This window comes from Gardnerella pickettii, from assembly GCF_029226345.1.
GTDB lineage: Bacteria > Actinomycetota > Actinomycetes > Actinomycetales > Bifidobacteriaceae > Bifidobacterium > Bifidobacterium piotii.
Window position 1 is genome coordinate 1,160,285 of sequence record NZ_JAKNCU010000001.1, and the last position, 14,482, is coordinate 1,174,766.

The following is a 14,482-nucleotide window of genomic DNA, read 5'->3' on the forward strand; positions in this document are numbered from 1 at the left end:
GCTATAGGCGTCTTTAGTGTCTTAATACATAGATAATATGACTACGTTTTGGCGCGATACTAATGGGAAAAATCGAACATAAACACTTGTAAAACTGAATACAAAACTGAATACAAAAACACAACAAACACAACAAACACGTATTAAGTTGTAGGCAAGATGACAGAATTGAACAACGCAACAAACGCTGCAAACAAACGCAACGCTGCAATAGACGGCATGCGCGCGATCGCAATTATTGGAATTGTAGCGTTCCACTTGCGTCCAATTGTATTCAACGGCGGCTTTTTAGGCGTAACAATGTTTCTTGTTATGGCAGGATACTTTAGCACCGTATCTTTGCTAAAAATGTTCAGCGAGAATAACAATAAAAATTCGCATTTAGATGGCAACCAAGAAAGCCAGAAGAAAAAATCAAAACTTATTGCCTACTTTAAGTACTTGCTTAAACGCATAAAACGAATATGGCCTTCTACGCTGGGCATTATTGCACTAAGCGCACCACTTATGTGGCTGTTTTCGCCAAGCCTTTTAACAAAGTTGCAATCAGATGCTCTAAGCGGAGCAACATTTAGCAGCAACATGGCGTATGTTTTGCGAAAAGTCTCGTATTTTGAGCAATCGGGGCTGCCTTCTCCTATTAAGCATTTGTGGTACTTAGGCCTTATTATGCAAATGTTTATTTGCTGGCCTATTATTCTATGCGCAATTCTTAAAATAGTTAAATCAAAGTTCGTGCGAATGCTTGTTACAGCAACGCTTGCGATTGTGTCTGCGCTTACAAACATTGCAATAACAATTCTTTATGGAGAAGGGCAAACCATTGCACGCGTGTACTACGCTTTAGATACACGCGCATGTGAATTCTTAATCGGCGCGATTCTAGCAATGTATTGCACGTGGTTTAGTGGAAAATCTGCTATAAAAATCATCTCAGACGCGTGCCGCTACATTGTTGGAAGCAAAAGCGAAAAAGAACAAATTGAAAACCAAGAAAACGATTCGCAAAATGGCAAAAACAAAGGCAGACAGCCAATTTTAGAATCCATTGTAGGATTTGCTGCACTAGCATTTATTTTATTCTGCTTTATTAAACAAGACGGACTAAAAACGTGGATTGTGTACGGCGGTTATGCACTTTTTGCAATAGTTTGCGCAATTTTAATGCACGCTTGCATGCTAAAAAACAACATTTGCGCAAAGATACTTGGCACTAGCGTGTTAAGCTACTTAGGCAAGAGATCTTTTGCGATTTATCTTGTTCATTTTCCTATACTCGAAGTCTTAAATCCTGCAACTAGAACAACGCATATAACGCTATTTGAGCAGATTTTGCAATGCGTGATTGTTGTTGCTGCAGGTGAAGTATTTTACAGAATTTTTGAAATGCCATTTGCAAGTAAATATATGACTTTTAGTGTTAACACAAAATCAGAGAATGCAAAAGATAATTCGATGGATGATTCAAAAGATAATCCTATAGATGATTCTATAGATGAAAATAAAAACCTTGATCTTTCTAGCGATACTTTAAGCGTTAAAAGCAAAAACATTCGACTTCCATTTGTTCTACGAAGAGTTGCAACTACTGTGTGCGCAATAGCGTGCATAGTACTAATTGCTGCGCCATTAAACTGGAACAGCATTGCGCAGGCGCGAGCAATACAATTAAGACCAGAACTAACGAGTCAAGAACAAAACAATAAAACTCATTCGCAAAATGGCAAGCAAAAGCCAGAGTCAGGCCAAAGCTCAAAGTCAAACAATAACTCAAACAACAAGACAAACACAAAGTCAAACAACAAATCAAATCAAAATCAAAAAAGAAAAGTGGGCGGAAAGCGCCAAAATATAACAAAACAAATGCTTCCAACAAAGCCAAGCGCGCATAGAGTTCTAAACCCAATCGCAGAAAAAGTGCCAGCAAACATAAACACAAAACCTTGGAAAATTGACTCAAAACAAGACGTTTGCACGGCAGACATAACAATGGTTGGAGACTCAGTAACCGAAGGCGCAAAACCGTACCTTATAAAAGCTCTACCAAACGCTTGGATTGACGGAAAAGTTAGCAGGCAGATTTTCCACGGTGCCGAAGACTACCAAAAAGACATAGCAGAAAAACACCCTGGAAGTGTTGTAATCTACGAACTTGGAACCAACGGGCCGCCTAGAGACGAGTCAGTTTTACAAAACATGGTGAATATTACTGGCGGAAAGCCCGTGTACTTTGTAACAACTCGCGTGCCGCAACCTTGGCAAGACGAGACGAACGCAAAATTGCGCGCATTTGCATCAAAGCGTAAAAACGTTGGAATTATTGACTGGAATGGCACGAGTGCAGGTCATAGCGAGTTTCTAACTGACGACGGAATACACTTAACGCCTATTGGCGGACCACAATACGCACGAATGATACGACTAGCAGTGTGCGGCGGATGACTTGCGACTAGCAAAACAAACCGCCCAAATCACGTCAAAATATTACGATGGTATATATGAGTGAGTTAATAACCCCATTTTCCCAAAGCAATAAGGGCGATTCGATTGCAGATTGGAAGAATCCTCTGCGAGACCCGCGCGACTTGCGACTAGCTAAAATCGCAGGACCGTGCAGCCTTGTTATATTTGGAATCACGGGCGATTTAGCTAGAAAAAAGCTAATGCCAGCCGTATACGATTTGGCAAATCGAGGACTTTTGCCTCCTGGATTTGGACTTACGGGATTCGCCAGACGCGACTGGACAGATGAGCATTTTGTAAACTTTGTGCGAGAAAATATTCAACAGCATTGCCGTACGCCATTTTGCGAATCCACTTGGATTAATCTTGCAAAAGGCATACGTTTTGTTCGCGGAACATTCGACGACGCAAGCGCTTTCGAGCGATTAAGCAAAACCGTAAGCGAACTAGACAGAGATCGCGGAACTCGCGGAAATCACGCGTTCTACATGTCGGTTCCGCCATCCAGCTTCCCTGTTGTAGCGCAGCAATTGGCTGCATCGGGGCTTTCACACTCCTCCGAAAACGCATGGCGACGAGTGATAATCGAAAAACCATTTGGCCACGATTTAGCAAGCGCACAAGAGCTGGATCGCGTAGTTTCCGAGGTTTTTGACCCTAATTCCGTGTTCCGCATAGACCACTATTTAGGCAAAGAAACTGTGCAAAATCTGCTTGCTTTGCGCTTTGCAAACGCAATGTATGAGCCAATTTGGAACGCTAATTATGTTGACCACGTGCAAATCACTATGGCAGAAGACATTGGCATAGGTGGCAGAGCTGGATATTATGACGGCATTGGCGCTGCGCGAGATGTTATTCAAAACCACTTGCTTCAACTAATGGCACTCACCGCTATGGAAGAGCCTGTAAGCTTTAGTGCTAGCGATTTAACAGCAGAAAAAACTAAAGTCTTGTCTGCTATACGCCTGCCTAAAGATTTGTGCGCAAACACTGCAAGAGGCCAATACGCAGAAGGCTGGCAGGGGTCATATAAGGCTATTGGATATTTGCAAGAGCAAGGAATTAGCCCAGATAGCACTACAGAAACGTATGCTGCTGTGCGATTAGACGTAGACACTCGCCGATGGGCTGGAGTGCCATTCTACTTGCGAACTGGCAAGCGCTTAGGTAAGCGCGTTACAGAGATTGCTGTGATTTTTAAGCGCGCTCCACACTTGCCTTTTGAGACTACTGCTGTTCGCGAACTTGGTAGCAATGCGATTGTGATTCGTGTGCAACCAGACGAAGGCGTAACAATGCGATTTGGCGCAAAAGTGCCAGGCGGAACGTCTATGGAAGTTCGCGATGTTTCTATGGACTTTAGCTATGGAAGGTCTTTTACAGAAAACTCTCCAGAAGCCTACGAGCGCCTTATTTTAGACGTTTTGCTTGGCGAGCCGCCACTTTTCCCAACAACGCAAGAAGTTGATTTAAGTTGGAAAATTTTGGATCCGATTGAAGATTTTTGGGCTTCGCTTAACACGCGTCCGCAACCATACCGCGCTGGAACGTGGGGGCCTGAAGAGGCAGATCAAATGCTTGCGCGCGATAATCGCCATTGGAGGCTGCCATGATTATTAATCTTCCTAACACAAACACGTCTAAAATCTCCGCAAAAATCGACGAGCTTCACGAAGAACGAGGCGAATCCGCCACTGGCCGCGTGCTCACTCTTCTTATTGACACCACTCTTAAAGAGCTTGAAAACGCACTGGGCGCAGCAAATGCAGCTAGCCGCGAGCATCCTTGCAGAGTTATTGCGATTGTTCGCGATTGGCAAAGCGCTAATGCAAGTTTGCATAATCAAAATCAAGGCAATCAAAATCAAGGCAATCAAGAAAATCAAGAAGAAGAAACGCCGAACTTAGACGCTCAAGTGCGATTTGGCGCAGATGCTGGAGCAGGCGAAATCATTATTCTCTACCCACATAATGACCTTGTTCGCCACCCAGATACGCTTGTTATTCCGCTTCTTGTTCCAGACGCGCCTATTGTTGCATGGTGGCCTACAAATGCTCCCGAAAATCCTGCTAAAGACTTGCTTGGAGCTATGGCAAGCAGCAGAATCACAGACGCTCAACGCGCCAGCAACACTCTTGAAACTGTACAAAATCTGCGAAAAAACTGGTCTTCTAAAGACGTTGATCTTTCTTGGACTCGCATTACGTCTTGGCGTGCAATGCTGGCTTCTATGCTTGATCAACCGCCTCACTTGCCGATTCTTAGCGTTAAAGTTAGCGGCCCTAAGCATTACGTTCCACTGCATTTGCTTGCGCAATGGCTAAAAATCTCACTTAATGTTCCTGTAGAAATTGTTGAAGATTCAAGCGCGAATGCAATTACGGAAGTAAGTCTTAAGCGGCAAGATGGCGAGCTTTCGCTTGTGCGACCTTCCGGCAGCAGCCAAGCAATAATAAGTCTCCCTGGGCAAGCTTCTCAGCCTATTTCTATGCCGATTCGTTCTTTACAAGACTGTTTAAGTGAAGAATTACGCAGAATTGACCCAGACGAGATTTATGCGCAGCTTATTCACGCAAATTGTTGCACAATGCAGAGTAACGAACTTGCAAGATAACGAACTCTAATACAACAAGTAAAAGTAATAAAAGGATTCATTATGGCTGAAGATTTTAGATTTGCGCATAACGCAACAGTGTACGGCTACGACAATCAAGATATTTTAGCTGCTGTTGCTGCACAAAAATTTGTAACTTTGATTATGCAATGGCAGAACAATGTTGAAAATCTTAATAAGCCATTCCATCTTTTGCTAACAGGTGGAACAGATTCGATTCGCATGTTTCAAATGTTAGCTAGCAATCCGTTACTTCCAGCAATCAACTGGTCTAATGTGCATATTTGGTGGGCAGATGAGCGTTTTGTAGCTTATAACAGCAGCGATCGTAATGCGCGCAAGGCTCGCGAGCTACTTCTTAGCATGCTTAGCGATCACAAAGTTTTGCAGGAGTCTCATATTCACGAAATGCCTGCAGATGAGCGCAATGCGCAAGAAGTGGCAAATGCTAGCGATGCTGAAAATGACGCTATTTTAGATGCGGCAGCACGCGATTACGAAGAAGAGATTATAGGATTACTTGGGCCAGAGCCTCACTTTGATTTGGCGATTCTTGGCATGGGGCCAGACGCACATATGGCTTCTCTTTTCCCAGGATTGCCGCAAATTCACAATCGCGATCGCATAGTTTTAGGTGTGAATCACTCCCCTAAGCAGCCGCCAATGCGATTAACGCTTAGCGCACCCGTTCTGGCTCATAGCCGCCGCACTTGGTTCTTAACTGCTGGCGAGCAAAAAGGAAAAGCTTTAATGAACGCGCTTTCTGGAAGCAATAACCCAGACTATCCTGCGTCTTTTGCCAACGGCACAGAAGAAATCGCATGGCTAACTACCGCCGAAACTTTGCGCGCTGCAATCCAATAATCTGCATAGCCTTCTAACATCGTGCATAATATTTAGAACAATAAAATACAGGCCTATGCATAATAACGCAAAGGCCTGTTGGTCCTAAATATTATTAGTTTTAATCTTGCTTTACTTCTGGGCGATTAGGCTCTGCCCACAAAGTGTGGAATACGCCTGGCTCGTCAATGCGCCCGTATGTGTGCGCGCCGAAGAAATCGCGCTGAGCTTGAATGAGTGATGCTGGCAAACGCTTAGAACGCAAGGCATCGTAGTATGCAAGCAAGCTAGAGAATGCTGGAACAGGCACGCCATGCTCAACTGCACGCGCAATAACACGTCGCCAAGCAGCTTGCGACTTTTCAATAGCATCCTTAAAGTACGGCGCAAAAAGCAAGGAAACACTTGCCTGCCCAGATTCAAAAGCCTCGGAAACGCGGTTCAAGAACTGAGCACGAATAATGCATCCGCCGCGCCAAATGCGAGCAACAGCAGCCTGGTCAATCTTCCAATCATGCTCAATTGCAGCAGCAGCAATCTCGTCAAAGCCTTGCGCATAAGAAACAATCTTAGAAGCGTACAAAGCTTGGCGAATATCCTCAATAAATGCCTTACGCTCAGAATCGTTCAAATCAAAATGCATATCTGGGCCAGTCAATCCCTGGTTTTCTGCAGCTTCACGCAAAGCAACTTGGCTTGAAAGTCCGCGAGCGAACACAGCTTCTGCAATACCCGTTACAGGGATTCCAAGCGAAAGCGCAGATTGCACAGTCCAAGTACCCGTGCCCTTCATTCCAGCGTGATCCACCATCATCTCAACCAAAGGCTTACCAGTCTTAGCGTCTTTCTGGCGAAGCACATCCGCAGTAATCTCAATCAAATAAGAATCAAGCTCGCCCTTGTTCCACTCGCTAAACACATCTGCAATGTCTTCGGACTTCATGCCCAAACCGCGAAGCATTAAATCGTAGCTTTCGGCAATAAGTTGCATATCGGAGTACTCAATGCCGTTGTGAACCATTTTTACAAAGTGACCAGCACCATCGGTGCCAATATGCGTTACGCAAGGCTCGCCTTCTGCAACAGCCGCAATCGACTTTAAGATAGGGCCGAGCGTCTTCCAAGATTCCTCCGTTCCACCAGGCATCATCGAAGGGCCGCGCAAAGCACCTTCTTCTCCGCCAGAAACACCACAACCAACGTAGTGAAGACCGCGCGCGCGAATGTTTTTCTCTCGGCGAATCGTGTCTTCAAAGTAGGAGTTTCCGCCGTCAACGATAATATCTCCTGGCTCCATAGCATTTGCAAGCTCTTCAATAACAGCGTCTGTAGGGGCACCAGCTTTTACCATAATAATTGCTGTGCGCGGACGCTTAAGCGAAGCCACAAACTCTTCAACGGTTTTTGCAGGCACAAAATCGCCTTCGCTGCCGTACTGATTCATCAACGTTTCTGTGCGCGAATAATGACGATTATAAACAGCAACTGTATTGCCGTGATGCGCAAGATTTCGCGCCAAATTCGATCCCATAGCTGCCAAGCCAACAACACCAATATTTGCTCTAGCTTGAGTTTCCGCCATTTTGCACCTCTATCTTTTAATATTTATAACAGTAATATTTATAACCGTTTTATTATTTTATGATTGTTTTATCTTTAACACTTAACCAATCAAAACACACTTTTTTAAGTTTATCGTTTTATATGCACAAGCGTTTTTGTTGCGCTCACACGTAAATTTTGCACTATCGCAATAGTGGCAATTTTGTGATAAAGATTACATTTTTACTTTTATTCATCGCTATTTAGAAAGCATAAATACCGCTTAAATCTTATAGACACGCGTGCTGGCTCAAATTTGGAGACACTAGATATAGGGATTATCTATACAACACGCCACTACAAATAGTGTTAAGTGGTAGTAGACTGTTAAATCGTGCCAAAAAGCACGAAATTAAATAATCATAAAGCAAAAACTTAAACACCACATAACGAAGGGAGACGAACCGTGACTATTACAGTTTTCACCAAGCCACATTGCCCACAGTGCGATGCCACAAAGCGTCAATTCACTAAGCTAGGCGTGAATTTTGAAACAGTAGACTTAACTCAAAGCCCTTCTACTTTAGACCAGTTGCGCGCTGCAGGATATCGCCAAGCGCCAGTGGTGATTACTCCAAACTCATCTTGGAGCGGATATCGTCCAGATTTGATTGCACAAATCGCAAGTCAATTAGAAGACAACAATCAAAACGATTAAAGCAGTCAAAAATCAACAATCAAAATATGCAAAGCAATCAAAATAATCAAAGCAATTAAGAAGCATAAAAATGTGTGATCAAGAAAATATGTCACAACCAAGCGAGCCAGAAGCGCGCGCACAAGGCGAATCAATCGGAGCTGTAGTCTATTTTTCTTCCGTCTCCGAAAATACACTACGATTCGTAAAAAATTGCGATTTTCCAAGCAACAATGTGAACGTGTATCGCATACCGCTTCGTCCAAAAGAACCAGAATTGCACGTGCGCGAACCATACGTTTTGATTGTGCCAACTTACGGCGGCGGAAATATTAAGAAAGCAATACCAATGCAAGTGCGCAAATTCCTAAACAATCGCGAAAATCGTTCGTTTATTCGCGGCGTAATATCTTCTGGAAACACGAATTTTGGAGACGCATATTGCGCTGCAGGCGGTCAAATCGCAGGAAAATGCGCGATTCCAAATATGTACTCGTTTGAACTTACGGGAACTCAAGAAGACATAGAAAAAGTAGCGCAAGGAATACCAAGATTTTTAAGGCAATTAAAAGAAGCAGATAAATAAAGATAAATAAAGATAAACAAACAAAAACAACAAAACAATTCAGCGTTTGAAAAGCAAAAACAACGCACAAGGAAAGGAATAAAACCCATGAATAGCACGGATCCGATGAGCGAATCTACTTCGCTTAATCTTGATCACACTGACGATGCCAGCACTGCTAGCAGCACAACTGCCGATCGCATTCGCAACAGCCGCGACTACCATGTTCTTAACGCTATGCTCGGCCTTTTTGACCCAGAAAAAGGCATTCAGTTTGATAAAGATCAGGAAGCAGAAAAGCTTTACGTTTCGGGTTACGTACAAGAACACAGCATGAAGTTTGCTTCCACTCGCGAGCGCTTGAACTATTTGATTAGCAACTACTACTACAACGGCAACGTTTTCCACAAATATAGCGACGAGTTTCTAGATAAGTTCTATGAGCACGCTGAGGCCGCTCACCACACTTTCGGCACATTCTTGGGTGCTTTTAAGTTCTACACTTCTTACGCTTTGAAGACTTTTGACGGAAAGAAGTATTTGGAAAACTTCGCTCAGCGCGCAGCTGCAGTCGCTTTGGAACTCGCAGACGGCGATGAAAAAGCAGCGCTTAACTATTTGGACGAGATGCTTGCAGGCCGTTTCCAGCCAGCAACCCCAACGTTCTTGAATCTTGGCAAAGCTCAGCGCGGCGAAGCTGTGAGCTGCTTCCTTGTGCGTTTGGAAGACAACATGGAGTCTATTGCGCGCGGAATTAATTCTGCTTTGCAACTTTCTAAGCGCGGCGGCGGCGTGGCTCTTCTGCTTACGAATTTGCGCGAACTTGGCGCTCCTATTAAGCGCATTGAGAATCAGTCGAGTGGCGTTGTGCCTGTTATGAAGCTTTTGGAAGATTCATTCTCTTACGCTAATCAGCTTGGCGCGCGTCAAGGCGCTGGAGCTGTGTATATTAGCGCGCATCACCCAGATATTATGCGTTTCCTCGATACTAAGCGAGAGAACGCAGACGAGAAGATTCGTATTAAGTCGCTTTCTTTGGGCGTTGTAATTCCAGATATTACTTTTGAGCTCGCTAAGCGTAAGGAAAAGATGGCTTTGTTTAGCCCTTACGACGTTGAGCGCGAGTACGGAAAGCCTTTTGCAGACATCTCCGTTACCGAGCATTACGATGAGATGGTTGCAAATCCTCGCATTCACAAGAAATACATCGACGCTCGCGAATTCTTTATGACTCTTGCAGAGATTCAGTTTGAATCCGGCTACCCTTACATTTTGTTTGAAGATACTGTAAATCGCACAAATCCTATTGAGGGTCGCATTACTATGAGCAACTTGTGCTCCGAGATTTTGCAAACTCAAGAAGCAAGTACATATAACGCCGACTTGTCTTATAGTCACGTTGGCCGCGATATTTCTTGCAATCTTGGCTCTCTTAATATTGCTAAGGCAATGGACGGCGATTTGGGTGCAAGCGTTGATTTGGCTGTGCGCGCACTCACTTCTGTCTCGGAGCACACTTCGATTGATTCTGTGCCTTCGATTCGTCGCGGAAACGCGGAAGGCCACGCTATTGGCTTGGGTCAAATGAATTTGCACGGTTTCCTTGCTCGCGAGCATATGCAGTACGGAAGCGAGGAAGCTCTTGACTTTACAGACATGTACTTTATGACGGTTGCCTACCACGCTTATAAGGCTTCTCACGCTTTGGCTGTAGAGCGCGGAACTGCTTTTGCAAGCTTTAAGACGAGCGCCTACGCTAAGCCTGCAGGCCAAGGAAACTACTTCGATAAGTATACAGATGGCAGCCGTTCTCTTGAGCCTAGAACTCAAAAGGTTCGCGATTTGTTTGCTCGTTTTAACGTTGCAATTCCAACCGTTTCGGACTGGGAAGCTTTGCGCGACGAGATTTTGCGCGACGGCATTTACAACGAGTATTTGCAAGCTGTTCCTCCAACTGGTTCCATCTCGTACATAAACCATTCCACGAGTTCGATTCACCCGATTGCTTCTCGCATTGAGATTCGCAAAGAGGGCAAAGTTGGTCGCGTCTACTATCCTGCTGCATACATGACGAATGACAATATGCAGTACTTTAAGGATGCATACGAGATTGGATGGAAGGCAATTATTGATACTTACGCTGAAGCAACGCAGCATGTGGATCAGGGATTGTCGCTTACTTTGTTCTTCCCAGACACTACGACTACTCGCGATTTGAACAAAGCTCAGATTTACGCGTGGCGTAAGGGAATTAAGACTCTTTACTACATTCGTATTCGCCAGAAGGCTTTGGAAGGTACGGAAATCGAAGGTTGCGTAAGCTGCACGCTGTAAGTCGTAACGCTGAAAATCTTTCGCAAATTAAATCAAAAACTTAAAAATTTTATAAAACGTAAACACAGAATCAGGAGTAATTATGACAGAACTCAGCCCAACCGAGCTTAGAAGTAGCCTCGATAAGCCTTTCGGCACAAATCGCGTAATCGCAGATGACGCTATGATGGCAGCTTCTATCACACCAGCTCAGTATCGCTATCATCACGGTTCGCGCGTGCGCCCAGTTAATTGGAACAATATTATTGACGACAAGGATTTGGACGTTTGGAATCGTCTTATTGCTAACTTCTGGCTTCCAGAAAAAGTTCCGCTGAGCAATGATATTCCTTCTTGGCGTTCCCTCACCGATCTTGAGCGCAAGACCACTACTCGCGTTTTTACGGGCTTGACTTTGCTTGATACCAGCCAGGCAACTATTGGCGAGCTTTGCCAGATTGAGCACGCTCGCACGGAGCACGAGCAGGCTATTTACACGAATATTGCTTTTATGCAGTCAATTCACGCGCGCTCCTACTCCTCTATTTTCTCTACTCTTTGCTCTAGCGAAGAGATTGACGAAGCTTATCGTTGGGCTGTTGGCAACGACGTTTTGCAGCAGCGCGTTACCACCGTGCTTTGTGAGTACGAGAGCGAAGATCCGCTTAAGCGCAAGATAGCAGCGACTATGCTTTCTTCGCTACTTCTTTACGCGGGATTCTACCTTCCACTTTACTTTGCTTCTCGCGGTAAGATGATGAACACTGCCGACATGATTCGCTTGATTTTGCGCGATAAGGCAATTCACGGCTACTATTCTGGCTACAAGTTCCAGCGCGGCTTGGAGCTTAGAAGCGAGAACGATAAGAAGAATCTTGAAAAGTTCACTATGAACTTGCTCGACACTTTGTACGATTTGGAAGTTGAGTATTCTGGTCAGATTTATGAAGGATTTGACTTCCACGATGACGTTTTTGACTTCGTGCGTTATAACGCTAACAAGGCTTTGATGAATCTTGGCTACCCTGCTAAGTACAGCGAAGAAGAAACTCACGTAAGCCCAGAAATTCTCGCAGCTCTTTCTCCTGCAGCCGACGAAAATCACGACTTCTTCTCTGGCTCTGGTTCCAGCTATATTATGGGCAAGTCTGTTGAAACCGACGACGATGATTGGGACTTCTAGTCACTTAGTTGTTTCATTGCTTCGTTAATTAGTTAATTAATCAGGTTGCTTATGTACTTTTCATAAGCAACCTCTTTTTTATTTAATTATTTAAGAATATTTCCATTTTGGAACTATTCTTAAATATCCGCGTACTTATGGCGTTATCGTGGCAGTTTTTGCTAATTTTGCAATTTTTGCTAGCTAGAATAAGTCGTCGTGAGATCCTAAGCGTAGAAATATAATGCAATCTTCTTTAACTTGATACAACAGTAGAACATCTGCAGACACATGTAATTCATGCACGCCTTTATATGAGCCTTTAAGAATATGATCTCTATAAGTTGCAAGCTCGCGAGAATCTGCACCATTGCAAATAAGTCTTACAATATTGATTACTTGCTCAATATCGTAATGCTTCTGCTTATATTTCTTAACATCTCGCAGATAGATTGGACTATAAAATGGCGGTTTAGGCATTGCGCATCAGCTCAGCAAAATCGTCTACAGTGCCTGCAGCTATTGGTTTTTCTTTCATAGCTTCATCAATAGCGTGCTCGCATGGAGAACTTTCAAGTGAAAATGGGAAACGTTGCGTATTTACAATCTGATACAAAAATAGGTTGACTGCTGAACTCATATCAAGACCATAATGTTCAAGAACTTGCGATGCGCTATCTCGTATTTCTGGGTTAACTCTTACACTTAATCTGCCTGTTCTCGCTGTTTTTGTAGAAGTCATATCGTTTCCTTTAAGCTCAAAATCATAAATTTGTTATTCATGTTTTGCTTTATTATAACAGACCTACAGCACCCAACGTAATACCAAAGTAGCACCATTGTACACACAATTATTACTAAATCACAAGTTATCGTGGCAGAAATTACAAAAATTGCAAAAACTGCCACGACAACTCCATAAGTACGCTATATTTAAAAATAGCTTCAAAATGTAAATATTCTTAAATGTTGATTGTTGAGAACATGCAAACTGCTAATAGTAAAAGTTTTCTAAAAGCACTATCGTTAAAAATAGGTACGCCTATTTGTGTAGATAAAATCTGCACGTTAGTATGTTGGTAATTTACAAAACAAGAATCACAAGGAGGTGCTTATTATGACTAATCCTTTGCGCGGTATACGAGAAGAAGATATCGTCAAGTACTTTAAAGATCACAATCTTTCAGTTGATAAGACGTATGTATTTACAATGAAATACGACCCTTGGTGGAAAGATTTAATCAAACTATTTTTGTTACCTAAATTATTCTATGTAGAGCAAGGCGTTGCTGCGCGTATTATTGCTGCCACTAATAATGAGTTTATTGTTGTTAATCCGAATGTAATTTTAGGCTCGGGTAATCTAGCTAAATTAGACGATAAGTATCTTCGTCGTATTGCGTGGAATCAACTCACTAATTTTGAAGTTATAAATAAGCCAACAACTCAAATAATTCGTTTTACTGCGAATGGTAAAACCGAAGAATGGAGTGTGCCAACGGAAAGTGCTAGCGTATGGCACTTTAATGTGTACAATCTTGATAATTTGAGAAAAACAATACAATCGCACATCTCTTGATAAGTGGATTCCAAAACAAGATACAATATATTGTATGAACACTACTTACGCAATTGTTGATAATGACACGCTTGTATTGCGATATATGCAACTTCTTCTGAAAAGTCGTTTGCCTGAAAACTTTGTTTGTGCATGGATGTGCTCTTCTGCAAAACAGGCTATTCATCGTTGCGTTACAGAAAATACTCCTGACGTACTTTTAGTAGATATGTCAATGAGAGAAATGAGTGGTGTTGATGTAATTAAAGCAATTCGCGAGCGCAATAGCAATATTGTTTTAATTGGCATTACTTCCTACATGCTAGATGAATACGTATTGCAAGTTGCTAAATCGGGTGGTCAAGCGCTAGTGCATAAAGATAATTTAGCAGACGTAGTTGCAGCCATCCAATCGCACGCAACAAGCTACGGTTGTCCAGAATTGCCACAATATATTGACTATTTTCACACTCCGCAAGAATCATTCAATATGATTTCTCAACTTCCGAAGACTTCAGTTTTGTCTCCTCAAGAATCGGAAATTATGCGCTTGTGCAAACAGGGGTATTCTACGAAAGAGATTGCAGATCAGCTTAATGTGAAAGTTTCAACAGTAAACACGCATTTACGGCGTATTTATGGAAAACTTCAAGTCCGAAGTCGAATGCAGGCGCTTGCTGCGCTCGCAAAGTATTCGCATGACATATAACGTGTAAGAAATT

13 protein-coding genes are annotated in these 14,482 nt (G+C 43.1%); 10 read left to right on the forward strand and 3 right to left on the reverse strand.

What is annotated here, in order from left to right:
* The first annotated feature begins 159 nt into the window (after positions 1-159).
* Genes MAF46_RS04650 through pgl form a run of 4 tightly spaced genes read left to right on the forward strand, consistent with a single transcriptional unit; the run spans position 160 to position 5,944 of the window.
* Positions 160-2,442: an acyltransferase family protein gene (locus tag MAF46_RS04650; protein WP_004133542.1), complete on the forward strand. Its 2,283-nt coding sequence runs from the start codon at positions 160-162 to the stop codon at positions 2,440-2,442.
* A 56-nt stretch (positions 2,443-2,498) separates the two neighbouring features.
* The gene (gene zwf / locus MAF46_RS04655) at positions 2,499-4,079 is read left to right on the forward strand and encodes a glucose-6-phosphate dehydrogenase (protein WP_032840385.1); all 1,581 of its coding nucleotides are present in this window, start codon (positions 2,499-2,501) and stop codon (positions 4,077-4,079) included.
* Positions 4,076-5,080 carry a glucose-6-phosphate dehydrogenase assembly protein OpcA gene (locus MAF46_RS04660; protein ID WP_018640556.1) on the forward strand — a complete coding sequence of 335 codons (1,005 nt, stop codon included), beginning with the start codon at positions 4,076-4,078 and terminating at the stop codon, positions 5,078-5,080. The genes zwf and MAF46_RS04660 overlap by 4 nt, the downstream gene beginning before the upstream one ends.
* A gap of 42 nt (positions 5,081-5,122) precedes the next feature.
* A complete protein-coding gene (gene pgl, locus MAF46_RS04665) occupies positions 5,123-5,944 on the forward strand; it encodes a 6-phosphogluconolactonase (protein WP_060785833.1) in 822 nt (273 codons plus the stop codon).
* 100 nt (positions 5,945-6,044) lie between these two features.
* On the opposite strand, the gene gndA is transcribed toward pgl, so the two are convergent.
* A complete protein-coding gene (gene gndA, locus MAF46_RS04670) occupies positions 6,045-7,505 on the reverse strand; it encodes an NADP-dependent phosphogluconate dehydrogenase (RefSeq protein ID WP_060785832.1) in 1,461 nt (486 codons plus the stop codon).
* A 426-nt stretch (positions 7,506-7,931) separates the two neighbouring features.
* Here gndA and MAF46_RS04675 point away from each other — a divergent pair, with 426 nt between their 5' ends.
* The 4 genes from MAF46_RS04675 to nrdF all read left to right on the forward strand — a co-directional run bounded on the left by MAF46_RS04675 (position 7,932) and on the right by nrdF (position 12,223).
* Entirely contained in the window at positions 7,932-8,183 is a 252-nt protein-coding gene (locus MAF46_RS04675; protein ID WP_016635882.1) for a glutaredoxin family protein, read from the forward strand.
* 70 nt (positions 8,184-8,253) lie between these two features.
* Positions 8,254-8,748, forward strand: a complete 495-nt coding sequence (gene nrdI, locus MAF46_RS04680) for a class Ib ribonucleoside-diphosphate reductase assembly flavoprotein NrdI (RefSeq protein ID WP_060785831.1) — start codon at positions 8,254-8,256, stop codon at positions 8,746-8,748.
* Positions 8,749-8,835: 87 nt separating this feature from the next.
* A complete protein-coding gene (gene nrdE, locus MAF46_RS04685) occupies positions 8,836-11,061 on the forward strand; it encodes a class 1b ribonucleoside-diphosphate reductase subunit alpha (RefSeq protein ID WP_081090826.1) in 2,226 nt (741 codons plus the stop codon).
* Between the two features lie 82 nt (positions 11,062-11,143).
* Complete coding sequence (gene nrdF, locus MAF46_RS04690) at positions 11,144-12,223, forward strand: class 1b ribonucleoside-diphosphate reductase subunit beta (RefSeq protein WP_004131599.1); 1,080 nt, start codon at positions 11,144-11,146, stop codon at positions 12,221-12,223.
* Positions 12,224-12,406: 183 nt separating this feature from the next.
* Here nrdF and MAF46_RS04695 read toward each other — a convergent pair whose 3' ends face one another.
* On the reverse strand, positions 12,407-12,682 hold the full coding sequence (locus MAF46_RS04695; protein ID WP_012913985.1) for a type II toxin-antitoxin system RelE/ParE family toxin: 276 nt from the start codon (positions 12,680-12,682) through the stop codon (positions 12,407-12,409).
* Entirely contained in the window at positions 12,675-12,944 is a 270-nt protein-coding gene (locus tag MAF46_RS04700; protein ID WP_018631986.1) for a type II toxin-antitoxin system RelB/DinJ family antitoxin, read from the reverse strand. The genes MAF46_RS04695 and MAF46_RS04700 overlap by 8 nt, the downstream gene beginning before the upstream one ends.
* 375 nt (positions 12,945-13,319) lie before the next feature.
* Between MAF46_RS04700 and MAF46_RS04705 the strand changes: the two genes are divergently transcribed.
* Both MAF46_RS04705 and MAF46_RS04710 read left to right on the forward strand, forming a co-directional pair.
* A complete protein-coding gene (locus MAF46_RS04705) occupies positions 13,320-13,781 on the forward strand; it encodes a hypothetical protein (RefSeq protein WP_004131591.1) in 462 nt (153 codons plus the stop codon).
* 34 nt (positions 13,782-13,815) lie between these two features.
* Positions 13,816-14,469: a response regulator transcription factor gene (locus MAF46_RS04710; protein WP_060785830.1), complete on the forward strand. Its 654-nt coding sequence runs from the start codon at positions 13,816-13,818 to the stop codon at positions 14,467-14,469.
* Positions 14,470-14,482 lie beyond the last annotated feature (13 nt).